Source organism: Blastomonas sp. RAC04, assembly GCF_001713435.1.
Taxonomy (GTDB): domain Bacteria; phylum Pseudomonadota; class Alphaproteobacteria; order Sphingomonadales; family Sphingomonadaceae; genus Blastomonas; species Blastomonas fulva.
The window spans coordinates 2,713,588-2,733,943 of sequence record NZ_CP016460.1 but is presented as its reverse complement, the minus strand read 5'-3'; the positions used below and the strand labels follow the sequence as shown (position 1 = coordinate 2,733,943).

23 protein-coding genes are annotated in these 20,356 nt (G+C 65.7%); 19 read left to right on the top strand and 4 right to left on the bottom strand.

Annotated features, from left to right (window positions below; all coding sequences use genetic code 11):
• Window positions 1–10 precede the first annotated feature (10 nt).
• The 17 genes from fliE to BSY18_RS13690 all read left to right on the top strand — a co-directional run bounded on the left by fliE (window position 11) and on the right by BSY18_RS13690 (window position 14,805).
• Window positions 11–352 (top strand): flagellar hook-basal body complex protein FliE, encoded by a 342-nt coding sequence (gene fliE / locus BSY18_RS13770; RefSeq protein WP_054135656.1) that lies wholly within the window; start codon window positions 11–13, stop codon window positions 350–352.
• A 3-nt stretch (window positions 353–355) separates the two neighbouring features.
• Window positions 356–2,134: a flagellar basal-body MS-ring/collar protein FliF gene (fliF, locus tag BSY18_RS13765; protein ID WP_069050903.1), complete on the top strand. Its 1,779-nt coding sequence runs from the start codon at window positions 356–358 to the stop codon at window positions 2,132–2,134.
• Entirely contained in the window at window positions 2,127–3,173 is a 1,047-nt protein-coding gene (fliG, locus tag BSY18_RS13760; RefSeq protein WP_083231461.1) for a flagellar motor switch protein FliG, read from the top strand. The genes fliF and fliG overlap by 8 nt, the downstream gene beginning before the upstream one ends.
• Entirely contained in the window at window positions 3,166–3,846 is a 681-nt protein-coding gene (locus BSY18_RS13755; RefSeq protein WP_150126293.1) for a hypothetical protein, read from the top strand. Before fliG ends, BSY18_RS13755 begins: the two co-directional genes overlap by 8 nt.
• Window positions 3,843–5,174 carry a FliI/YscN family ATPase gene (locus BSY18_RS13750; protein WP_054135653.1) on the top strand — a complete coding sequence of 444 codons (1,332 nt, stop codon included), beginning with the start codon at window positions 3,843–3,845 and terminating at the stop codon, window positions 5,172–5,174. Before BSY18_RS13755 ends, BSY18_RS13750 begins: the two co-directional genes overlap by 4 nt.
• Complete coding sequence (locus BSY18_RS13745; RefSeq protein ID WP_054135652.1) at window positions 5,171–5,596, top strand: hypothetical protein; 426 nt, start codon at window positions 5,171–5,173, stop codon at window positions 5,594–5,596. Before BSY18_RS13750 ends, BSY18_RS13745 begins: the two co-directional genes overlap by 4 nt.
• The gene (locus BSY18_RS13740; RefSeq protein WP_069050901.1) at window positions 5,593–7,470 is read left to right on the top strand and encodes a flagellar hook-length control protein FliK; all 1,878 of its coding nucleotides are present in this window, start codon (window positions 5,593–5,595) and stop codon (window positions 7,468–7,470) included. The genes BSY18_RS13745 and BSY18_RS13740 overlap by 4 nt, the downstream gene beginning before the upstream one ends.
• 37 nt (window positions 7,471–7,507) lie before the next feature.
• On the top strand, window positions 7,508–8,074 hold the full coding sequence (locus tag BSY18_RS13735) for a flagellar basal body-associated FliL family protein (RefSeq protein WP_054135650.1): 567 nt from the start codon (window positions 7,508–7,510) through the stop codon (window positions 8,072–8,074).
• Between the two features lie 34 nt (window positions 8,075–8,108).
• Entirely contained in the window at window positions 8,109–9,053 is a 945-nt protein-coding gene (locus tag BSY18_RS13730; RefSeq protein WP_054135649.1) for a FliM/FliN family flagellar motor switch protein, read from the top strand.
• 7 nt (window positions 9,054–9,060) lie between these two features.
• Window positions 9,061–9,411 (top strand): flagellar motor switch protein FliN, encoded by a 351-nt coding sequence (fliN, locus tag BSY18_RS13725; protein WP_054135648.1) that lies wholly within the window; start codon window positions 9,061–9,063, stop codon window positions 9,409–9,411.
• Between the two features lie 72 nt (window positions 9,412–9,483).
• The gene (locus tag BSY18_RS13720) at window positions 9,484–9,837 is read left to right on the top strand and encodes a FliO/MopB family protein (RefSeq protein WP_069050900.1); all 354 of its coding nucleotides are present in this window, start codon (window positions 9,484–9,486) and stop codon (window positions 9,835–9,837) included.
• Complete coding sequence (fliP, locus tag BSY18_RS13715) at window positions 9,834–10,658, top strand: flagellar type III secretion system pore protein FliP (RefSeq protein WP_054135647.1); 825 nt, start codon at window positions 9,834–9,836, stop codon at window positions 10,656–10,658. Before BSY18_RS13720 ends, fliP begins: the two co-directional genes overlap by 4 nt.
• A 66-nt stretch (window positions 10,659–10,724) precedes the next feature.
• Window positions 10,725–10,997, top strand: a complete 273-nt coding sequence (locus BSY18_RS13710) for a flagellar biosynthetic protein FliQ (protein WP_054135646.1) — start codon at window positions 10,725–10,727, stop codon at window positions 10,995–10,997.
• Window positions 10,994–11,776, top strand: a complete 783-nt coding sequence (fliR, locus tag BSY18_RS13705; RefSeq protein WP_054135645.1) for a flagellar biosynthetic protein FliR — start codon at window positions 10,994–10,996, stop codon at window positions 11,774–11,776. Before BSY18_RS13710 ends, fliR begins: the two co-directional genes overlap by 4 nt.
• A 4-nt stretch (window positions 11,777–11,780) precedes the next feature.
• Window positions 11,781–12,923 (top strand): EscU/YscU/HrcU family type III secretion system export apparatus switch protein, encoded by a 1,143-nt coding sequence (locus BSY18_RS13700; RefSeq protein WP_054135644.1) that lies wholly within the window; start codon window positions 11,781–11,783, stop codon window positions 12,921–12,923.
• Between the two features lie 60 nt (window positions 12,924–12,983).
• Window positions 12,984–14,384: a flagellar filament capping protein FliD gene (gene fliD / locus BSY18_RS13695; protein WP_069050899.1), complete on the top strand. Its 1,401-nt coding sequence runs from the start codon at window positions 12,984–12,986 to the stop codon at window positions 14,382–14,384.
• Between the two features lie 25 nt (window positions 14,385–14,409).
• Window positions 14,410–14,805 carry a flagellar export chaperone FliS gene (locus BSY18_RS13690; RefSeq protein WP_054135642.1) on the top strand — a complete coding sequence of 132 codons (396 nt, stop codon included), beginning with the start codon at window positions 14,410–14,412 and terminating at the stop codon, window positions 14,803–14,805.
• Between the two features lie 11 nt (window positions 14,806–14,816).
• Here BSY18_RS13690 and BSY18_RS13685 read toward each other — a convergent pair whose 3' ends face one another.
• The 3 genes from BSY18_RS13685 to BSY18_RS13675 form a co-directional block, all read right to left on the bottom strand.
• Window positions 14,817–15,284: a DUF2269 family protein gene (locus tag BSY18_RS13685; protein WP_054135641.1), complete on the bottom strand. Its 468-nt coding sequence runs from the start codon at window positions 15,282–15,284 to the stop codon at window positions 14,817–14,819.
• 93 nt (window positions 15,285–15,377) lie between these two features.
• Window positions 15,378–16,055 (bottom strand): COQ9 family protein, encoded by a 678-nt coding sequence (locus tag BSY18_RS13680; protein WP_069050898.1) that lies wholly within the window; start codon window positions 16,053–16,055, stop codon window positions 15,378–15,380.
• Window positions 16,056–16,088: 33 nt separating this feature from the next.
• A complete protein-coding gene (locus BSY18_RS13675; RefSeq protein ID WP_054135639.1) occupies window positions 16,089–16,997 on the bottom strand; it encodes a DMT family transporter in 909 nt (302 codons plus the stop codon).
• Window positions 16,998–17,070: 73 nt separating this feature from the next.
• Between BSY18_RS13675 and BSY18_RS13670 the strand changes: the two genes are divergently transcribed.
• Together BSY18_RS13670 and BSY18_RS13665 are read left to right on the top strand one after the other, a co-directional pair.
• Window positions 17,071–18,183 carry an alkene reductase gene (locus tag BSY18_RS13670; protein ID WP_069050897.1) on the top strand — a complete coding sequence of 371 codons (1,113 nt, stop codon included), beginning with the start codon at window positions 17,071–17,073 and terminating at the stop codon, window positions 18,181–18,183.
• Window positions 18,180–18,980, top strand: a complete 801-nt coding sequence (locus BSY18_RS13665) for a sterol desaturase family protein (RefSeq protein WP_069050896.1) — start codon at window positions 18,180–18,182, stop codon at window positions 18,978–18,980. The genes BSY18_RS13670 and BSY18_RS13665 overlap by 4 nt, the downstream gene beginning before the upstream one ends.
• 25 nt (window positions 18,981–19,005) lie before the next feature.
• Here the strand turns inward: BSY18_RS13665 and BSY18_RS13660 are convergent, their stop codons facing one another.
• Window positions 19,006–20,346: an AmpG family muropeptide MFS transporter gene (locus BSY18_RS13660; RefSeq protein ID WP_083231460.1), complete on the bottom strand. Its 1,341-nt coding sequence runs from the start codon at window positions 20,344–20,346 to the stop codon at window positions 19,006–19,008.
• Window positions 20,347–20,356: the final 10 nt, after the last annotated feature.

The window sequence follows — 20,356 nt, the reverse complement described above, 5'->3', positions numbered from 1 at the left end:
GAGCTAGGCCATGAGCAACATCAGCAGCACCATTATGGCGGCGCGCAATGCGATCCTCCAGCAGAACAGCGCGCTGCAGCAGCTGTCCAAGAAATCCCCGATGCTGGGCACCGAGGCGACCGAGACCAAGCCGGACGGCTTTGCCGGAACGCTCAAGACCGCGCTCGATCAGGTCAACCAGGTGCAGCACGCGTCATCGAACGCGGCGACATCGTACGAAATGGGCCAGACCACCGACATTGCCGCGGTGATGATGGCCAAGCAGAAGGCGTCGATCGGTTTCGAAGCGACCCTTCAGGTCCGTAACAAATTGCTGTCCGCGTATCAGGACATCATGAACATGCCGGTATAATCCATGTCAGAGATTACCATCAGCCCCAATCCATCCGACGGTGGCGCGTACAACCCCACGCCTGCGCTGGTCGCCGGTACCGGAGGTTCGGGCGCGTCCGGGCGCATTCTGGGTGGCACTGCCATCCCGGCGCAGGTCCGCAACTTCGTGAGCCAGCCGGCAGTCGCCAAGGCGATGCCGCTGATCGGCTTTCTGGGCATCGTCATGCTGGCGATCCTGGCCTGGGCGGCGCTTCGCGAGCCGCCGCAGCGCGATCTGTTCCGCGGCCTGCCCGACAGCGACAAGGCTGCGGTCATCTCCGCGCTCGACAGCTCGACCATTCCCTACAGCTTCGAGGAAAGCTCGGGCACGATCATGGTGTCCGAAGATGATTATCATAAGGCGAAGATTGCGCTCGCAGCGCAGGGCCTGCCCAAAAGCTCGCCCAGCGGCGACGATCTTATCTCGTCCATGCCGATGGGTGCCAGCCGCGCGGTGGAGAACGAGAAGCTCCGCGCCGCGCGCGAACTCGATCTTGCCCGCAGCATCGAAGCGATGGACTCGGTCGTATCGGCGCGGGTCCATCTCGCCGTCGAGCCGCCGAGCATCTTCATCCGTGATCGCAACGAGCCCGCCGCATCGGTGGTGCTCCAGCTGGCCGATGCCGGCCGCCTGCCCGAATCGCAGGTCCAGGCGATCATCCATCTGGTGGCAAGCTCGGTCCCCGGGCTGTCGGCAGAGAACATCTCGCTGGTCGACCAGAACGGTCGCCTGCTTTCGAGCAACTCCAAGAGCAGCTCGATGGACGAGGCCGAACGCCAGATCGAGGTCAAGGAAACCATCGAGGAACGCTATCGCCGTCAGCTGACCGCGCTGCTGACCCCGATGCTGGGTGCAGGCAACTTCGTTGCCGAAGTCTCGACCGAGGTGAACTTTGCCGAGCGTCAGGCGACGACCGAAACCTTCCCCGCCGATGAAGCACGGGTGCGCAGCGAACAGACGGTCACGTCGACCGAAGCCCAGCCTGCCCCCGCAGGCGGTGTGCCCGGTGCGCTGGCCAACCAGCCGCCCGCCGATCCGACTGTCGCCACCGAACCGGGTGCGGAGCTGGCAGGCGCCGAGGGTGCAGCCCCCGGCCAGACCACGACCCGCAACGAACAGGTCAACCGCAACTTCGAACTCGGCCGTCAGGTCGCCGTGACCCGCGAGCCTTCGGGCAAGGTCACGCGCATCTCGGTCGCCGTCGCGGTCAAGAACCTGGCCGGTGGCAAGGAGCGCAGCGCCGCCGAAATCGCCGCGATCGAGGCACTGGTCAAGGGTGCGATCGGCTTTGACGTCGCGCGCGGTGACCAGGTCGCCATCTCGTCGCGCAACTTCGAGCCGGTAACCGCGGTGGAAGAGCCGTTCTACGAAACCAGCTGGTTCAACATGCTGGTGCGCAACGTCTCGGCGCTGCTGGTCGCGCTCGCGCTGATCTTCGGCATCGGTCGCCCGCTGCTCAAGCGCTACACCAAGCAGAAGGCAGACGACAAGGAAGCCGCCGCTGCCGCCGCAGGGGAGGGCCCCAGCGGGCTGCTCGCCCAGGCGCTGGCCCGTGACGGAACCGATCCGCGCGCCGCAGGACGCACCGTCAACGACAACGAGCCGGTGACGCTGGACATGATCAACGCCGCGTCGAGCTATCAGGAGCGTGCGCTGCTGATCCAGAATTTCGTGAGGCAGAACCCCGATCACGCCACCCTGGTGGTCCGTGATCTGCTGAAGGGCAATGCCGATGCCGCCAAGGAGCCGGTCGATGCCTGATGCCCTGGATGCCGTGGTCGAAGATGGCGTCGCGCCCGCAGGCCGTCGCCCGATCCCCTCGGATCATGCCGCCGCGATCCTGATGCTGCTGTTCGCCGAAGAGCAGGCAGCCGAGATCCTGACCCGGCTGGAGCCCGACGAGGTGCGCCAGCTCAGCGAGATCATGTATTCGGTCGCCGATGTCGGTGCCGAGGAGATCAACGAGGTGCTCGACCTGTTCATCGACAAGGCGCGCAACCGCACGACTTTGGGCTACAAGGCCGACGAGCAGATCGAGGGCATGCTCAAGCGCGCCCTAGGCGATCGCCGCGCCGAAACCATGATCACCCGCGTCGCGCCCAAGAAGTCGGGCAACGGCCTCGAGGCGCTCAAATGGATGGACGCGGTCGAGATCGCGCTGCTGGTCGAGCATGAGCACCCGCAGATCGCCGCCGTCGTGCTGTCGTATCTCAAGCCAGAGGTTGCCGCCAATGTGCTGCAGCTGCTGCCCACCGACGTGCAGGAAGACGTGGTCTTCCGTCTGGCGACGCTGGGTCCGGTCAGCGCCGAGGCGCTCGAGACCATCGATGCGCTGCTCGCCAGCCAGGGTGCCGGCCAGCGCAGCGGCGGATCGAGCTCGTCGGGCGGAACGTCGGACGCAGCAGCGATCATGAACATCATCAACAAGCGCGAAAGCGCGCGGATCATCCGTGCGGTCACCAAGCGCGACAAGGAGATCGCGCGCAAGATCGAGGACGAGATGTTCGTCTTTGCCGATCTCATCCGGCTCGATCCCAAGGATCTGGGAGCGCTGGTGCGGTCTATCGACGCCGAAATCCTGGTTCCCGCACTCAAGGGCGCCGAAGACAAACTGCGCGACAAGATGTTCGGCTGCATGTCCAGCCGTGCCGCGCAGTCGATCGCCGACGATATCGCCGATCGTGGCCCGATGCCGCTGTCCGAAGTGGTCGAGGCGCAGAAGGCGATCGTCCAGGCCGCCAAGCGCATGGCCGATGCGGGCGAAATCGTGATCGGCGGAGGCGGCGACGAATATGTCTGATCGTCCGATGACCATCGGTCCCGATGGCAGCGCGGAGTTTCTGCCGGTGTGGGACATGCAGGCGCCGCCTGCGGTGTTCCGGCCCTCGGCGATCTTTGCCGCGATGGCGGGCTTTGCCAGCGCTGATGCGGAGCCGCCGGTGATCGATTTCGACGAGGAAGACGACCTCGCCGACGAACCCGAGATCGACCAGGGGCCTTCGCCCGAGGAGCTGCTGGTGCAGGCCTATGACCAGGGGGTTGCCGATGGCATCGCCCAGGCGATAGCCGAACAGCAGGCGAGCGATGCGGCCACCCAGGCGCTGTCCGCCGCGATCACCGCGCTGCGTCCCCAGCTCTCGCAGGGGCTGTGCGCGATGCTGCTGCACGCGATGAAGCAGATGCTTGAACGTTCGAGCGGTTTTGCCGAGCCTGATGCAGCGGTGCTGGAAAAGCACTGCCAGTCGCTCGCCACTTTGGTTACCCGCGACATGCGCGGCAGCGCGCTCCACCTGCACCCCGAGGACATGAAACTGCTGGGCGATGCCGAATGCGGCCTGGTGCTGACACCCGATCCGACGATCCGGCGCGGGACGGTTTCGCTTAACCATGCTGATGGATGGATTGAGCAAGGAACCCAGCCGATGCTCGACGCTCTGCAGGGGCTGATCGACGATCTGGAGGGGGACCAATGATCGCTGCACAGGAAGAGGCGGTTCGCCAGTTCACCGACAAGGTCGCCGCGCTTGGCGCGGGCCCGCGCCGCGTCGGCCGGCTGGTCGCGCATGAAGGCGGGATGCTGGAAGTCACCGGCTTCGATTACCCGATCGGCTATGGCGGATCGGTCCGCGCCGCCGATGGCCGCCGCATCCGCGCCGAGATTGCAGGATTTCGCGGGTCGCGCGCAATGATGGTGCCGCTCGAGAGCGATGCCGCGCTGCGCAGCGGCGCGCGCGTCGAACCCGACGCGCAGGCCAACATGGCCGTGGTCGGCGAGGCTCTGCTCGGTCGCGTCATCGGCCCGATGGGCGAGCCTTTGGACGGCCTTGGCCCGGTAATCGCGCACGATCGCTGGCCGCTTGCGGGCAAGCGCGAGAACGTGCTCAACCGTGGCCGGGTCACCAAGACCATTGACCTCGGCGTCCGCGCGATCAACGCATTGCTCACCGCAGGCCATGGCCAGCGCATTGCCGTGGCGGCAGGATCGGGCGTCGGTAAATCGGTGCTGATCGGCCAGATCATCGGCTTTGCCGAGGCGGACGTGATTGTCGTCGGGCTGATCGGCGAGCGCGGCCGCGAGGTCAGCGATTTTGTCGAGACCAAGATGGCCGGCCCGATGAAGTCGCGCACCGTCACCGTCGCGGTACCCGCCGATCACTCTCCGATCCTGCGGCTGCGCGCGGCCTATCGCGCGACCGCGATCGCCGAATATTTCCGCAAGCAGGGCAAGAAGGTGCTGCTGATCATCGACAGCCTGACCCGCATCGCGCACGCACAGCGCGAAATCGGGCTGGCGCTGGGCGAACCGCCGACGATGAAGGGCTATCCCCCTTCCGCGCTCGCCTTGATCCCCAAATTGGTCGAACGCGCGGGCAACGACCGCGAAAGCGGCGGATCGATCACTGCGCTTTATACCGTGCTCGCCGATGGCGACGATCTCGACGACCCGATCGTCGATGGCGCGCGCGCGATCGTCGACGGGCACATCATATTGTCGCGCTCGATGGCCGAACAGGGCATCTTTCCCGCGATCGACATCGGCAAGTCGCTGAGCCGCGTCGCCACCGACATCATCTCGGACGAACACCGCCGCGCGATGGCGAACTTCCGCCGGATCTGGTCGGCCTACGAGGAAAACCGCGATCTGCTGCTGATGGGCGCGTATCGCGAAGGCACCGATGCCAATATCGACGAAGCGGTCGCGCGCAGGCCCGATCTGCTCGATTTCATCCGCCAGGCGCCGCATGACCGGGTCGATCTCGACGCCAGCGTTGCCGATCTGATGCAGGGCTTTGGCGCATGAGCCTGAAGCCCAAATCCTGGCGGCGGGTCCACGCGGTGCGCGATGCGCAGGTGAAGCTCGCGATCGGCGTTGCCGCCAATGCGATGCGCAACGAGGCGACGCTGATGAACAATGCCGAGCGGCTGAAGAAGCTGCGTGACGGCGCGTTCGAGGCGGCGCACTGCCAGAACGGCGCCGCGCTGCACGCGCAGCTCGAGCTCGCGCAGCGGCTGATCCGCGCCGATGGCGAGATCAACGCCGCGCTGGTGCGCGCGCGGCAGCATCTTGCCCAGGTCGAGCGGCAACGCACTGCCGCCTATATCGACCGCGAAACCACATCCAGACTGCTTGACCGGGCGATCGCCCATGCCGACGACACCGCCGACCGCAAGGCCGCGCGGCTGCCGATCCGCCGCAGAAACCGCAAAGGAACCGAAGAATGAGCCAGGACATGATGCAGGCGCTGTCGGGATCTTCGCTGATGTCGCTTTCAGTTGGCACGCTTCCTGCTGTGAAGTCGGGCATGATGCTTGACGCCAACCCCTTTGCCAGCCAGCTGGCGCAGATGACCGGACTCGATGCCGCCATGGGCGACACCGGGGCTGCGGGCGCTGCCGTGGCTGGGGCAGGCGACTCAGGCTTTGCCCTGGCGCTGGCGCTGTTGCCCGCACCTGTTGCGGTCGCGCAAGCCGTGCCGCTGGCCGAGGCTCCCGAAATCCCCGCGCTGCCCGAAGATGCCAGCCCGACCGCGATCATCGAGGCGGTGCTGGGCGGCGTGATGAAGCCTGCTGCTGCACCCGTTGCGGCATCGGCTCCGATCGCTGCGGAAGCTCCCGTCACACAGGCCGCCGCTGCTGTTCTCGCGCCGCAAACCCCCGCGCTGCGTCAGATCACTCCGCAGGCACTGCCAGAAGCGGTCGCAGCCGAAGACATCGCCGCAGATCCTCACACCGCGCGCCCGCGCCGCACCGCCAGGCTGGATGAGCCGGTTGCCGGCGCAGCCGATGCGGTGCCGCTTGCTGCTCCTGCCATCGAGGCTGTTGTTCCCGCGCCTGTGCGGCCGGAAGCCTCTGCTCCCGACACCGGCAGCGTGCCGTTCGCGATCAGCGCCCGGCCTGCGCCGGTGACCGGGTCCGTGCCCTCTGCGAAAGCCGCAGACACCGTGACTGACGCGGCCCCCCAGGGTGTCGCTCCGCGCGCACCGCTGATGGCGGGTGACGACATCGTTCAGACTCAGGCCCAGCCCGTGACCCAGCCTCAGGCGCTGGCCCAGACTCAGGCCGTTCAGCTGCCAGCCGAAGCGCCTCAGACCGTCGCGGCGTCGTCGTTGCAGAGCGATGCTGTGCAGAGCGGAGCGGTCGGCAGCAATGCCGAAACCACCGCGCCCGCCCCGACCGCACAGGCCCAGCCTGGCCGCGGCGTGACCGCAGAGCGCGCATCGGCGCCCGTCGCCATCCCGGCATCGCCGGCAAAGACCGAGGCTCCGAAGGTCGCACCCGAACAGGCGCTGGTGACCGATGCAGCGGCCACCGCTGAGATCGTTCTGCCCGGTCAGATCCCGCTGCAGCCACAGCGCAGCACTGCAACGCCCTCTTCGCGTACCGCCGTGTCCGCCGCGGGCCAGCGCGCCATCCAGGCCGCAGCGCAGGCCGCGCGGCCTGCCCAGGCCTTGAGCGCGCTGTTCGATCTGGCTGATCCTTCGGCGCAACCGGTATCGGCCGCCAGCATGCTGGATGCCGTCGGTGCTAAGACGGCAGAGGCCGTGCCGCCCTCCTGGGCTGCGGCGCTCAACGCGGTCGTAGCTCCGGCCATCGCCAACACCGTTCAGGGGTTGACCGCTCCTGTCGCAACCGGCGCCGCGCAGGCCGCGCCGCTGGAAACGCTCGCCTTTGATGCCGGGTTCGTCGGCAACGTCGAAACCCAGATCGCCCGCGTGGTGGGTGGCGGCCAGATGGTGCGGATGCAGATCAGCCCCGAACATCTCGGCCGGATCGACATCGAGATGCTGGCCGGACCCGAGCGCGACCATGTCCGCATCACGACCGAGCATGACGCCGTGCGCGATACCCTGGTCCAGTCGCAGGTGCGGCTCGAGCAGGATCTGCGCGCCAACAACCAGCGCAGCGCCGATGTCACCGTCGAACTGCGCCAGCAGTCACCGGGCGCGCAAGGCGGATCTGCGCAGCAGCAGCGCGGCCAGTCCGGACAGGAAGCCGGCAGCGCCCGCGAGGCGCTTGCCCGCCAGACGACCGCTGACCCGCAAGCAGAGACTTCTCCCGCCCAGCGCCGCGCCCGCGGCAATGTGCGTTACGCTTAACCTTTTGAACACATGACATTCTCTTAAGGATCGACAGATGGCTGAAACCGAAAAGGAACCGAAGAAGAAGGGCGGCATGGTCAAAAAGCTGCTGATTCCACTCGTCGCCGTTCTGGTGCTTGGCGGCGGCGGCGCGGCTGCGGGCTTCTTTGCGGCCGGCATGATCGGCGGCGGGGAGCATGAAGACCCCAATGCCCCCAAAGTGGTGCTGAAGGACGGCACGACCGTGTCTGCCAAGGCGGCGGGCCTCAAGAACCCGGGATCGGCGACCCAGCTCGATGCCAAGTTCAAGGTCACCTATTTCCCGATCGAGGAACCCTTCACCGCCAATCTGCGCGGCGACACCGGCTTTGCCCAGATGTCGCTCGCGGTCTCGACCTATTTCGACGAGAAGATCACCGCCGCGCTGACCGAGCACAACATCGCCGTGCGTTCTGCCGTGCTGATGACGATCAGCGAGTTCGACGCGATGCAGCTCGAATCGATGGAGGGCAAGAACCAGCTCAAGGGCCAGATCAAGAAGGTCATCAACGATACGCTGACCGAGAAGACCGGCTTTGGCGGGGTCGAGGACGTCTATTTCACCAGCATCGTGGTTCAGTGAAGCCGAATTCAGCGAGACGGGACGACAGCATTTCATGAGCAAGGCCAAAACCACCGCATCCCCGGCTGAAGCAGCGCCGCAAGAGGCTGCCGCGCCGGTGACCGAGCGTCGCCCGGCAGAGCACAGCTTTGCCCGCGCCGATGCCGACCAGAAGACGGTCGTGCCGGTGCTGCGCCGGGTCGCGCGCTCGCTGTGCGTCGGCCTGCGCAATGCGCTCGAGCCGATTGCCGGGGTCAAGCTGCGCGTCGACACGCCCGATCCCGAATTTACCCAGTTCGATGCCTGGTGCGACCGCCAGCCCGAACTGGTCAGCATCAGCCAGTTCCAGCTCAGCCCGATGAAGGGCCGCGTGCTGCTGCGGATGGAACCTGCGATGGTGTCGGCAATGCTCGATGCGTTCTTCGGCGGTGCGCCGCGCGATAGCGCTGTCGCCAAGAAGGAATTCACCCAGACCGACATCCGCCTGATCGGCCGCATGGCCAAGGCGATCGGCGAACGTCTGGGCGCGGCCTGGAACGAGGTCGGCAGCTTTGCCTGCCACGCCGCGGGCCATTCGAGCAGCGTCGACGGCGCGCGGATCGCGGCGCCGGCGGCACGCATGGTGATCCAGCGTTTTCGCCTGACCCTGCCCGGCAACAGCCGCTACGAGATCGAGATCGTCTACCCGCTCGACGGGCTGCAGGGCGCCGACCAGTGCCTGACGCCTGCAGGCTTTGCCGAGGAGCGCGGGCCGGATCCGGCGTGGCGCGACCAGATGGCCGTGGTGCTCGCCGATGTCAGCCTGCCCGCGCGCTCGGTGCTCGCCCGTCCGGTGCTCACTTTGCCGCAGCTCGCCGACCTCAAGCCCGGCGACATCATTCCCATTCCACCGGCGCGCAACCTGCCGCTGATCATCGGTGACCGCGTGTTCGCGCGCGGCAGCCTGGGTGAACAGAACGGCCTTGCCGCGTTCCGCATCGAAACCATTGAAAAAGGATAACGGATCCATGAGCGACATGAGCGAAGCCCCGATGCTGGGCGCCCCTGCAGAGGCTGTGGACCTGAGCGGCAACGGATTGCATGAGGCGGCAAATCATTACCGCTTTCTTGCCGACATCCCCGTGCGGCTGTCGGTCGAGGTCGGCAGCGCATCGCTGCGCCTCGCCGAAATCATGGAGCTTGCCGAAGGTTCGGTGGTCGAACTCGACCGCCAGGCCAATGAGCTGCTCGACATCAACGTAAATGGCACGCTGGTTGCAAGAGGGGAAGTTGTCACTGTCGACGGCCGGTTCGGAATCCGGGTCGCCGAGGTGGTGACGAAGAACGTCGGCCAGGCACGGGTCGAACGGCGAGTCTGACGGGACCCTTTTTGTCCCCGCCAGCCCCCGCCGGAAACCCGGCGGCGCGGCGGAGGACAAGAAGCGGAACCGATGACTTACTACATCATCAAACTCGTCATCATGCTGCCGATCATGGCCGGCATGATCTATGGCAGCCTGTGGCTGTACAAGAAGTACCAGCCCGGCATGATGGCCCGGCTCGATATGGCAGGCCCGCAGCGCGACCTCAGGGTCGTTGAAACGGTCAGCATGGGTGTGTCGGGCAAGCTCGCTGTGGTCGAGTTTGCAGGGCAGAGAATTCTGGTTTCGGTGACGCGCGCGCGGATCGACACGATCGCCCGCGCCGATGCCGGAAACGGTCCGGCCAGCGTATCACCTCCCCCGGCGACGCTGGCCGGATCAGAGCGCGACCTGCTCGCAGCGTTCAAGGCGCGCGGAGCATGAGCGGAGCAACACCACGGCGCCGCCGCGCAGGCAAGGGCCTGCTGGGCTGGTGGATCGCCGCGATCCTGCTCGCGGCTCTCGCCATCCTCCTTGCCACCCCCGCATTCGCGCAGGCAACCGGCCCGGTCGCAGCGCCGGGCGCCTCCGAGGCGCTGGGCCGCGCGCTCGACGATGTCGCAGGCGACGGCAAGCCGCTGACGCTCTCCCTGCAGATCCTCGTCCTGATGGGTCTGCTCACCATTCTGCCCTCGATGCTGCTGATGATGACCAGCTTCACGCGGATCATCATCGTGCTCTCGATCCTGCGTCAGGCTTTGGGGCTGCAGCAGACCCCGCCCAACCAGGTGCTGATCGGCCTGTCGCTGTTCCTCTCGATGTTCGTGATGGCGCCGACCTTTACCGAGATCAATTCGCGCGCCGTCGCGCCTTATGCCGCCGACACAATCGAGCTGGAAACCGCGATCGAGATTTCCGGCAAGGAATTCCACAAGTTCATGATCAAGCAGACGCGTCAGACCGACCTCAAGCTGTTCATGGATCTCGCCAAGGAAAAGTCGTTCGCACGGCCGCAGGACATCCCGTTCTCGATCCTGCTGCCCGCGTTCGTGACCAGCGAACTCAAGACCGCGTTCCAGATCGGCTTCATGATCTTCCTGCCCTTCCTCGTCATCGACCTTGTCGTCGCCTCCACGCTGATGGCTTTGGGCATGATGATGCTGTCGCCGACGATCATCTCGATGCCGTTCAAGCTGCTATTGTTCGTGCTGGTCGATGGCTGGGCGCTGACCATGGGGTCGCTTGCCGGGTCGTTCGTGACGTGACCGCGATGCCCGCCTGCCTGCCCGCCATCGTGCACATCCCCGATTTTCCCTGGACCGGATCCTGACATGGAACAGACCGACTATTTCATCGGCCTCGCGCAGCAGACCTTGTGGATAACCGCGCTGGCCTCGGCCCCGCTGCTGATCCCCGCTTTGCTGGTCGGGGTGTTGCTCGGCATGGTGCAGGCGGCGACCTCGATCAACGAGGCGACCTTGAGCTTCGTGCCCAAGCTGGTCGTGCTCGCGATCATCCTGGCGCTGTTCGGCGGATCGATCCTCTATCTGATCGCCGACTTCACCGTCGAAATCTTCAGCCGTATTCCGGACCTGCTGCTGTGATCGCACCGGGGTTCGCCACTGTCGAAGCGCAACTGTGGATCTGGATCATGGCGATGATCCGGCCCGGTGCCGCGCTGATGGTGGCGCCCGTGTTCGGCGCGACCGCGGTGCCGCTGCAGGTGCGCATCATTCTATCGGCGATGATCGGCATTGCCGCGGCCAATTCGGTCACGATCAACCTGCCCGACAGCACCCTGGTCAGCTATTCGGGCTTTGTCTTCATCCTGGGCGAGGTGATCTGCGGCGCGGCGATCGGCTTTGCGCTCCAGGTCGGCTATTCCGCAGCATTCGTCGCGGGCGAAGTGATCAGCAACACCATGGGCCTGGGCTTTGCCTCGATGAGCGATCCGCAAAGCGGCGCATCGAGCCCGGTCATCGGCAGCTTCCTGTCGATCGTCGCGGTGCTGCTGCTGCTCGCCATGGACGGGCATCTGATGCTGATCGCGATCATCGTGCAGAGCTACGAGGCGCTGCCCCCGGGCAATGCGTTTCTGTCGCCGCGCGTCATCTTCGATCTGGTGGAATTCGGCGGCACGCTGTTTTCCATGGGGCTGGTGATCGCGTTACCGGTCGGCGCGGCGCTGATCATCGTGCAGGTCACCATGGCGATGCTCGCGCGCTCGGCGCCGCAGCTCAATCTGTTTTCTGTCGGCATCCCGGTCGCGGTGCTGGCGGGCATCGTGCTGCTCGCGATGGCAGCGCCCGTGCTCGCCGATGGCATGATGCGAGCGATCGAACTGGGCCTCGAGCAATCCGAAGTGATGGCAGGGGAGGGCTGACGCGATGGCAGAACAGCCCCCCGGCGGCGGTGAAAAAACCGAAGCACCAACCGAAAAGCGGCTGCGCGATTCGGCGGAAAAGGGCGACGTGCTCCAGTCCAAGGAACTGGGCACCGCGATGATCATGATCGGCGGCACCTTCGCCTTCGTGCTGTTCGGCGATGTCATGGTCTCGGCGATCGCATCGATGCTGCGCACCGGGCTGGTGTTCGATCTGCACGATGCAACCGATTTCAACGTCGGCCAGCGCACCTTCACGCTGCTGGCGCCGCTGGCGCTGCCCTTTGGCGGGCTGTTCGTGTTCCTGATGCTGGCGGCGGTGGCGACACCGGCGTCGCTCGGCTCGCTGGGCTTCCGCTGGAGCGCGGTGGCGCCAAAGGCCAGCAAGCTCAACCCGATGGCGGGCTTCAAGCGGATGTTCGGGCTGCACGGGCTTATCGAGCTGGGCAAGTCCATGGCCAAGGTTGCGCTGATGGGCACCGTGGGCGTGGTGATGATCATGTCGATGCTGCCGCAGATGGCCGAGCTCGGCCATGGCGATGTCCGCGCCGGGATCGGGGCGTTCGGCGACCTGTTCGCGCTGACGATGATGGCGATGGCGGGCTGTCTGGGGTTGATCGCGATGATCGATGTCCCCGCGCAATGGTTCCAGCGCAACCAGAAGCTCAAGATGACCAAGCAGGAAATCAAGGACGAGCACAAGGAAACCGAAGGTTCGCCCGAGCTCAAACAGGCGGTGCGGCGGCGGCAGTACGAGATGCTCAACGGATCGACCCGCAAGGCGGTCGAGGAAGCGACCGTGATCCTGGTCAACCCGACCCATTTCGCCATCGCGCTGCGCTATGACCGGCTGCGCGATGCGGCGCCCGTGGTGCTGGCGCGTGGCCGTGGGGCGATTGCCCAGGCGATGCGCGAGATTGCGATGGAAAAGGGCGTCACGATCCTGCGCTATCCCGAACTCACCCGTGCGATCTACTTCACCTCCAAGCCGGGCGCGATCATCGACGAGCGGCTGTACATGGCGGTCGCGACGCTGCTCGCCTTCGTCTTCCGCATCAACGAAAAGATGGATGTCGGCTTTGGCCAACCCGACCTCGCGGTGCCCGCCGACATGCTTTTTGATATGGACGGAAAGCCGCAGAAATGACGGAAAATTCGCTTAAACCCGGCTCGCCTGCGCCGTTAACAGTTTCAAGAGGACACGGCCATGGTCACCAATAGCGGAATTTCGAATCTCATCACTGGCTTTACCGGCGTGAACAGCGCATCGCTGGTCAACGATCTGGTGGCAGCATCGCTGCAGCCCAAACAGGATGCGGTGCGCGAGCGGCAGAACCTGAACCAGGCGCGGATTTCCGCGCTCGCCTCCGCCTCCTCGGCGCTCGACACCTTCTCCACCGCGCTCACCGAAATCCTCAACGGCCGCAAATTCTCCGGCTCGCTGGTCTCGACCCGCGGCGACCTCGTTGCCGCCAGCTTCATTCCGGGCCAGAAGCCCGAGGGACTGCCTGCCACGGTGCAGGTGAGTCAGCTCGCCTCGGCGCAGAGCGTGGTGTCCGCATCGTCCTATGCCGCCAATGCGCAGGTGGGTGAGGGGACGCTGACCTTCACCACCGCGACCGGAAGCTTCGACGTCACGAGCGATTCCACCAACAACAGCCTGGGCGGCCTTCGCGACGCGATCAACGCTGCCGATGGCGGCGTCACCGCCAGCATCGTCACCGACAATTCGGGATCGCGGCTGGTGCTGCGCGGGCGCGAAGGATCGGCCAACAGTTTTACCGTCACCGGATCGGGCGGCGGCGCGGCGCTCGATGCGTTCGCCTATCCGCCGGCGGGCGGCGCGGGCATGAATTCGGTCACCACCGCCGCCGACAGCCTGGTCAACGTCAACGGCATCCAGGTGGTCAACAGCTCCAACCAGATCGACACCGCCGTCCCCGGCGTGCGGATCAACCTGCTCGCGGCGGCTCCCGGCACCAATGTGGTGATCAGCGGCGATCAGCCGACCTCGTCGATCAAGGACGTGCTGACCGAGTTCGTGAAGGCCTATAACAACCTGCGCGGCGCGCTCAACGAGGCGACCGCGCCCGGGCTGGATGGTGCGAGCGGCGGGCCGCTGGCCGGCGAGCGCGCGGCGCGCGACATGATGCGCGCGATGGCATCGCTCACGACCAAGCCGCTGACCGACACCGGCGCGTACACGTCGCTGGCCGATATCGGCGTCAGCACCAACCGTGACGGAACGCTTACCCTGAACAGCGTCCGCTTCGATCGCGCGCTCGCCGCCGATCCCGAAGGCGTCGCCAGGATGCTGGAGCCTGCGACCCCCACTGCGGCCAATCCCGGTCTCGCCAAGGCGTTCGAGGATGTGAAGACCAGCCTCAAGGCGCCCAGCAGCTCGCTCACCGGCGCGCAGGAGCGGCTCAAGAAGCTTGCTGCCAATCTGACCGAGCAGCTGGAAAAGGTTCAGGAAGACAGCGATCGCTATCGCGAGCAGCTGGAAAAGACCTTCGGCGACATGGACCGCCAGCTCACCATCCTGCGCTCAACGCAGAGCTATATCGAGCAGCAGGTTTCGGTCTGGTCGAACAGCAACAACAACTAAGAACAAGAAACGATAAGGGACAATCATGAGCTTCATTTCCCCCCGCCGCAACATGGGCAGCTACAAGGCCGTCGATACCGCCAGCCGGGTGGAGGGCGCCAGCCCGCATGATCTGGTCGTCATTCTGTTCGACGAACTGCTGCTGCGGCTCGATGCTGCGGTGCGCCATGCCCAGCGCGGCGAAAGCGTTCCGATGATCCAGGCGCGCGCGCGTGCCTCGGCGATCGTCATCGCGCTGGAAGAAAGCCTCGATTTCGAAAAGGGCGGCGAACTGGCGCTGGCGCTGGCGCGAATCTATCGCGAAGCCAGCCGCCGGATCAATGCCGCGATCAGCATCGACAAGGTCGACATGCTGATTTCCGCCCGCCAGATGCTCGCCGAAATCGCGGAAGCCTGGCGGACCATCGCGCCGCGCGGCTAAGGCTCGGCAGGCTAGGGCTTGGCGATCATGAAATAGAGCGCCGCGACCAGCGGAACCGTCGCGACCAGCCCCCAGAACAGCCAGCGGCGCGCCAGCGCGCGATACTCCTCGCTGATCGTGTCCGCGCCTGCGAAGCCTCGCGCGAGCCTGGCCTGCCTGATCTGGATCGGCACCAGAATGCCCAGCCACAGCACGCCCGCGGCGACGAAGCACAGCTGGCTCCAGAGCAGCCAGTCGGGGCCGGGAAAGCCGTAGCGCGCCTCGAACATCGCGCCATAGCCTCCGACGATGGTGAGGATGATCCCCGGAATGGTCACGCCGAAATCGGTCCCGGTGACCAGTCGCTGGCCGAAGGCGACGATGTTGCCGTCGCGTGTCCGGTCGGCAAACACCTTCCAGATGGCGGTGACGGTGATGTTGCCGAGCAGCAGGATGATGCCAAGAATGTGCAGAAACTTGTACAGATTGAAGGCTGTCATCACCGATCCCGCGTGCTCTCACCAGCCTGGTTCATGCACCGTTTTCGGTTCCGCCGCAAACCTGCAAATGGATATGGCAGCGTAGCGGCGCGGTCAGCGCGCCGGGTAGCGCAGACGGCCCAGAAAGCGGGTCAGGCTCAGGCTCTCGCCGCCCTTGGTCCACTTGGCCTTGGCCTTTTCGAACTGCATGACGTTGTCGATGCGGCGGCCCAGAAAGGCGTGGGTGTCGGCGAAGTCGGCGCTTTCGTCATCGAGAAACGCCATCAGCGTCGATCCATAGACGCCCGAGAGGATCATGCGCTTGGAATAGTGATTGTAGTCGGTGGCGGTATCGCCGGCGAGCCGCCACATCAGGTCTGCGGTGCGCCACGAAAGTTTCGCCGCGCGGCCCAGATTGGAAGGCAGCGCCAGGATCGCGGTCGCGCGGCGCAGCGCCTCGCGCTGGTGCGCCACCGCCTCGAACCGGAACGCGACGAGCGCTGTGATTCGCTCGCGGATCTTCATCGCAGCAATCCGCTCGGGCGGAAACGCCTCGATCATCTGTGCGTCGATGTGGCTGATCCACGCCTCGATCATGTCCATCGCGCCCTGGTCGAAGGCCAGCTGGGCAAGCCCCGGTTCGACGCCTTGGGCGCTTGCGGCGGCATCGCGTGCAGCCGGCGTCCAGCCATCGAATACGGCTTCATCGGCGATGAACGGCGGCAGGAACAGCCGCACCTCGTCGAGCGTGGCATCGGCGGGCAGGGTATCGAGCTTTGTCGGGCGGTACATCGGCTTGCAGTGCCTCCTAGGGTCCACTTCCAATTAGGAAGCCGGAGCCGAACCTGCAAGTCGCGCGGCGCGGCGTGCCTCGGGAAGGCGCACCAGCACCAGCGCGATGCCGATCGCGATCATGCCGATCCAGTCCGCCAGCGACAAGATCTCGTCGAACACCACCCAGCCGATGATGCACGCGATCACCGGCTGGCCGAGCAAGGCTATGCCCAGCACCACCGGCGAGAAATGGTTGACCGCATAGACCATCAGCCCCTGGCCGAAGAGCTGGCAGACGACCGCGAGCAGCAGCACCGGGGTCCAGTCGGTCGGCCAGACCGGCTCGCCCAGCAGCAGCGCGATCCCCAGCAACGGGCCGATGCCGAAGACGGTCGACCAGACCAGCACCGACCAGCTGCCCAGATCGTTGCGGACATGACGGATGCTCAGCAGATAGACGACATACAGCACGCCCGCTGCCAGGCAGAACAGATCGCCGACGAGATTGCGGACATCGAGCTCGTAGGAGCTTCCCATCAGCAGCGATGCGCCGATGATCGCCAGCAGCACCGCTCCTGCCTCCGCCTTGTGCGGCCAGGCACGGCTGATGACGAAGCCGTAGAGCACGAGCAGAATGCTGCCCATGTTGCCGAACAGGGTCGCATTGGCGAGCTTGGTGCGTTCGATCCCGAAGTTCCAGCTGGCAAGGTCGAGCGCAAAGGCAAAGCCGCCCAGCGCCAGCATCCACCAGATGCCCGGGCGAAAGCCCGACAGCGGCTCGCGCCGTTGCATCGCGATCAGCACCAGCACCGGCAGCGCCAGGCTGAGCCGCCAGAATCCGGCGGACACAGGCCCGGTATCGGCCATCCGCACGAACAGCGGGCCGAAGGCGAGCGCCACATTGGACAGAATCAGCGCCAGCAGGGCAAGGCCGCCACCGCGCTCGGTTGCTTTTGTCATCGCGGGGCCTTAGCCAATCCCTCAAATCCTGTCTCGGCAAAATCGGGACGAAAAAGACGGAGACACGATCCCGATGCCAAATCTGTTCGATCCCATCCAGCTGGGCGCGATTGCCTGCCCCAACCGTATCCTGATGGCGCCGCTCACCCGCTGCCGCTCGACCAGGGCGCATGTTCCGGTGGCGCTGATGGGGGACTATTACGCGCAGCGCGCCAGCGCCGGGCTGATCATCTCGGAAGCCACCGGCATCAGCCCCGAAGGACTGGGCACGCCTTATGCGCCCGGCATCTGGAACGATGAGCAGGTCGAAGCCTGGAAGCCGATCACCGATCAGGTGCACAAGGCGGGCGGACGCATCATCTGCCAGCTGTGGCATATGGGCCGGCTGGTGCATTCGGACTTCATCGGCGGAAAGCCGCCGATCTCGGCGTCGGCGACGCGCTTCGATTATCACGCGCATACCTATGAGGGCACCAAGCCCTATGACACCGCGCGCGCGCTGCCGGTGGACGAAATCCCCCGCGTGATCGCGGACTATGCCCGCGCGACCGAGAACGCGCGCCGCGCCGGGTTCGACGGGGTGCAGATCCACGCCGCCAACGGCTATCTGATCGACCAGTTCATCCGCTCCTCGTCCAACCTGCGCGAGGACGCATATGGCGGCGCAATCGAAAACCGAATCCGGCTGCTGGGCGAGATCACGCAGGCGCTGGTCGGTGTCTGGAGCCACGAGCATGTCTCGGTGCGGCTGTCGCCCAACGGCGAAACCCAGGGCGTCAACGATGCGACCCCCGAGGCGACCTTCACCGCCGCCGCAGCCCTGCTAGACAGCATCGGCATCGCGTTTCTGGAACTGCGCGAGCCGCCTGCCACCGGCACCTTCGGCGCCAGCGACGTTCCGCCGGTCAGCCCGCAGATCCGCAAGGTGTTCAAGGGGCCCTTGGTGCTCAACAGCGACTATATGCTGGAGAACGCCTCTGCCGCGATGGCCGAGGGCCGCGCCGACGCGATCAGCTTTGGCCGCACCTTCCTCGCCAACCCCGATCTGCCCGCCCGGCTGGCCGTCGATGCGCCGCTCACCCCGGACAATCCCAAGCGCTGGTACGGTCAGGGGGCAGAAGGCTATACCGACTATCCGACCATGGCCGAACAGGGGCTGGTCGCGGAAACCGCCACAGCCTCATGATCGCCAGCGGCCAGCCCTGGCTGATCAGCGGGGTGCTGATCGGCACCGCGCTCGCGCTGCTGCTGGCAGAGGCGGTCTGGCCGCGCCGCCGCCACCGGATGCCGCTCTTGCAGCGCTGGCGCACGCATCTGGGCTTTGTGCTGGTCAACATGCCGATCGAGCGGGGTGTCCAGGCCTTGGTGTTCATCGGCGTGTTCGGCGCGGTCACCGGCTATGCGCTCCATCCTGATTTCGGGCTGTTGCCGCAGACCGGGCTGCCCTTCTGGGCGCAGGGGCTCATCGCAATCCTGCTGCTCGATCTTGCTGTCTGGGCGCAGCACTGGGCGACGCACCGGCTGCCTTTGCTGTGGCGGCTGCACCGCGTGCACCATGCCGACCGCGATCTCGACATGTCGACGGCGCTGCGCTTCCATCCGCTGGAGATCGGCCTGTCGATGCTGTTCAAGCTGGGCGTGGCGCTGGCGCTGGGCGCGCCGCTCTGGGCGCTGATCGTGTTCGAGCTGCTGCTTGCGGTGCTGCCGATGTTCAACCACGCCAATCTGGCGCTGCCCTTGTGGCTGGATAGCATGCTGCGGCTGGTGATCGTCACGCCGGACATGCACCGAGTGCACCACAGCACCCGGCGGGTCGAGCATGACAGCAATTACGGCTTCTGCCTGTCGATCTGGGACCGGCTCTTTCGCACCTATCGCGCCCGGCCCAGCGGCGGGCACGAGGCGATGACGATCGGCCTTGCCGATTATCCGGGGCGCGAATCGATGCGGTTCGGCTGGTCGATGGGGCTGCCGTTCCGCTGATCCGATCGCGGCGTGGGTTGCGGGGCTATTCCCCGCTCTCCTCGGTGCCCGCGGTGCCCAGCGAGCGATCGACCAGCCCGCTCGCCATCATCCACCAGAACAGGAGCACGCCCGGAAGCGCCGCCAGCGTGGTAACGAGGTAGAAATTGGCAAAGCCCAGTTGCTCGATCATTCCGCCTGCCAGCGTTCCGGTCAGGAACCGCCCGGTGATGCTCGCCGCGGCGGACAGCAAGGCGAACTGTGTCGCGGTGAACTCGAGGTTGCACAGCGCCGAGAGATACGCGACCACGCACACCCCGCCGATGCCGCTGGCAAAGTTCTCGAAGCCGACCGCGCCCGCCATCGCCCAGTTGTTGTGGCCTGCGCTGGCGAGCCCGGCAAAAGCGAGGTTGGAAACGGCCATCAGGATCAGGCTGATCAGCACCGAGCGCTTCATCCCCAGCTTGGCATACAGGAACCCGCCGACGAAGATCCCCGCGAGCAGCGCCCAGAAGCCCAGGCCGACATCATAGATCGCGACCTCGTCATTGGTGTAGCCCAGGTCTTCGAACAACAGCCGCAGCGTCAGGGTGGCCAGCGTGTCGCCGATCTTGTGGACCAGCACGAACAGCAGCACGATCAGCGCGCCCGATCGCTTGAAGAACTCGGCAAGCGGGCTGACATAGGCGATGGCGGCGGCGACCGGGCCCTTCAAGGCCTTGGGTTCATGCCGGCGTGCGGGTTCGCCCATCACCAGCCCGGTGATCACCGCGAACAGCCCGAAGAACGACACCGCGATATACGCCGTGGTCCAGTCGGCGCGCGCTGCGATCACCAGCGCCAAGGATCCGGCAAGGGCCGCCCCGATGCGCCAGCCATATTGGCTCATTCCCGATCCGACGCCCAATTGGTGCGGCTCGAGCAGTTCGATGCGATAGGCGTCGATGACGATGTCGAAGGTCGCGCCGGCGACGCCGACGAGGATCGCAGCGACCGCAACCTTGCCGATATCGGCCTCGGGATCAAGAATGCCCAGATAGATGATGCTGACCATCACCAGCACCGCGCACAGGATCAGCCACGACACGCGCTGGCCGATCCGGCCGAGCAGCGGCAGCTTTACCACATCGATGATCGGCGCCCACAGCCATTTGAAGTTATAGGCGAGGAAGGTCAGCGCAAAGGCGGTGACGGTGGACTTTTCGATCCCCGACTGCGCCAGCCGGGTGGACAGCGTCGCGGCAATCATCGCGAACGGAAAGCCCGAGGACATGCCCAGGAACAGCGCCGCGAGCGGAGCCGCCTCGGTATAGGGCCGCAAGCCCACCGGCAGCGATGCACGCCATCCCGTAACCTCGGGCGCGACCCCTGCAGCGTGTTCGGTCATCAATGTGTAT

What these genes read in the sequence shown, in the direction of transcription:
- BSY18_RS13730 (WP_054135649.1), top strand. Translation starts at nt 8,109, where the DNA reads ATGAGCAAGGCCAAAACCACCGCATCCCCGGCTGAAGCAGCGCCGCAA.
- BSY18_RS13685 (WP_054135641.1), bottom strand. Translation starts at nt 15,284, where the DNA reads ATGACAGCCTTCAATCTGTACAAGTTTCTGCACATTCTTGGCATCATC.
- BSY18_RS13720 (WP_069050900.1), top strand. Translation starts at nt 9,484, where the DNA reads ATGACTTACTACATCATCAAACTCGTCATCATGCTGCCGATCATGGCC.
- BSY18_RS13680 (WP_069050898.1), bottom strand. Translation starts at nt 16,055, where the DNA reads ATGTACCGCCCGACAAAGCTCGATACCCTGCCCGCCGATGCCACGCTC.
- BSY18_RS13710 (WP_054135646.1), top strand. Translation starts at nt 10,725, where the DNA reads ATGGAACAGACCGACTATTTCATCGGCCTCGCGCAGCAGACCTTGTGG.
- BSY18_RS13665 (WP_069050896.1), top strand. Translation starts at nt 18,180, where the DNA reads ATGATCGCCAGCGGCCAGCCCTGGCTGATCAGCGGGGTGCTGATCGGC.
- fliN (WP_054135648.1), top strand. Translation starts at nt 9,061, where the DNA reads ATGAGCGACATGAGCGAAGCCCCGATGCTGGGCGCCCCTGCAGAGGCT.
- fliG (WP_083231461.1), top strand. Translation starts at nt 2,127, where the DNA reads ATGCCTGATGCCCTGGATGCCGTGGTCGAAGATGGCGTCGCGCCCGCA.
- BSY18_RS13750 (WP_054135653.1), top strand. Translation starts at nt 3,843, where the DNA reads ATGATCGCTGCACAGGAAGAGGCGGTTCGCCAGTTCACCGACAAGGTC.
- BSY18_RS13735 (WP_054135650.1), top strand. Translation starts at nt 7,508, where the DNA reads ATGGCTGAAACCGAAAAGGAACCGAAGAAGAAGGGCGGCATGGTCAAA.
- BSY18_RS13740 (WP_069050901.1), top strand. Translation starts at nt 5,593, where the DNA reads ATGAGCCAGGACATGATGCAGGCGCTGTCGGGATCTTCGCTGATGTCG.
- fliP (WP_054135647.1), top strand. Translation starts at nt 9,834, where the DNA reads ATGAGCGGAGCAACACCACGGCGCCGCCGCGCAGGCAAGGGCCTGCTG.
- BSY18_RS13755 (WP_150126293.1), top strand. Translation starts at nt 3,166, where the DNA reads ATGTCTGATCGTCCGATGACCATCGGTCCCGATGGCAGCGCGGAGTTT.
- BSY18_RS13675 (WP_054135639.1), bottom strand. Translation starts at nt 16,997, where the DNA reads ATGACAAAAGCAACCGAGCGCGGTGGCGGCCTTGCCCTGCTGGCGCTG.
- BSY18_RS13700 (WP_054135644.1), top strand. Translation starts at nt 11,781, where the DNA reads ATGGCAGAACAGCCCCCCGGCGGCGGTGAAAAAACCGAAGCACCAACC.
- fliF (WP_069050903.1), top strand. Translation starts at nt 356, where the DNA reads ATGTCAGAGATTACCATCAGCCCCAATCCATCCGACGGTGGCGCGTAC.
- BSY18_RS13745 (WP_054135652.1), top strand. Translation starts at nt 5,171, where the DNA reads ATGAGCCTGAAGCCCAAATCCTGGCGGCGGGTCCACGCGGTGCGCGAT.
- BSY18_RS13660 (WP_083231460.1), bottom strand. Translation starts at nt 20,346, where the DNA reads ATGACCGAACACGCTGCAGGGGTCGCGCCCGAGGTTACGGGATGGCGT.
- BSY18_RS13670 (WP_069050897.1), top strand. Translation starts at nt 17,071, where the DNA reads ATGCCAAATCTGTTCGATCCCATCCAGCTGGGCGCGATTGCCTGCCCC.
- BSY18_RS13690 (WP_054135642.1), top strand. Translation starts at nt 14,410, where the DNA reads ATGAGCTTCATTTCCCCCCGCCGCAACATGGGCAGCTACAAGGCCGTC.
- fliE (WP_054135656.1), top strand. Translation starts at nt 11, where the DNA reads ATGAGCAACATCAGCAGCACCATTATGGCGGCGCGCAATGCGATCCTC.
- fliD (WP_069050899.1), top strand. Translation starts at nt 12,984, where the DNA reads ATGGTCACCAATAGCGGAATTTCGAATCTCATCACTGGCTTTACCGGC.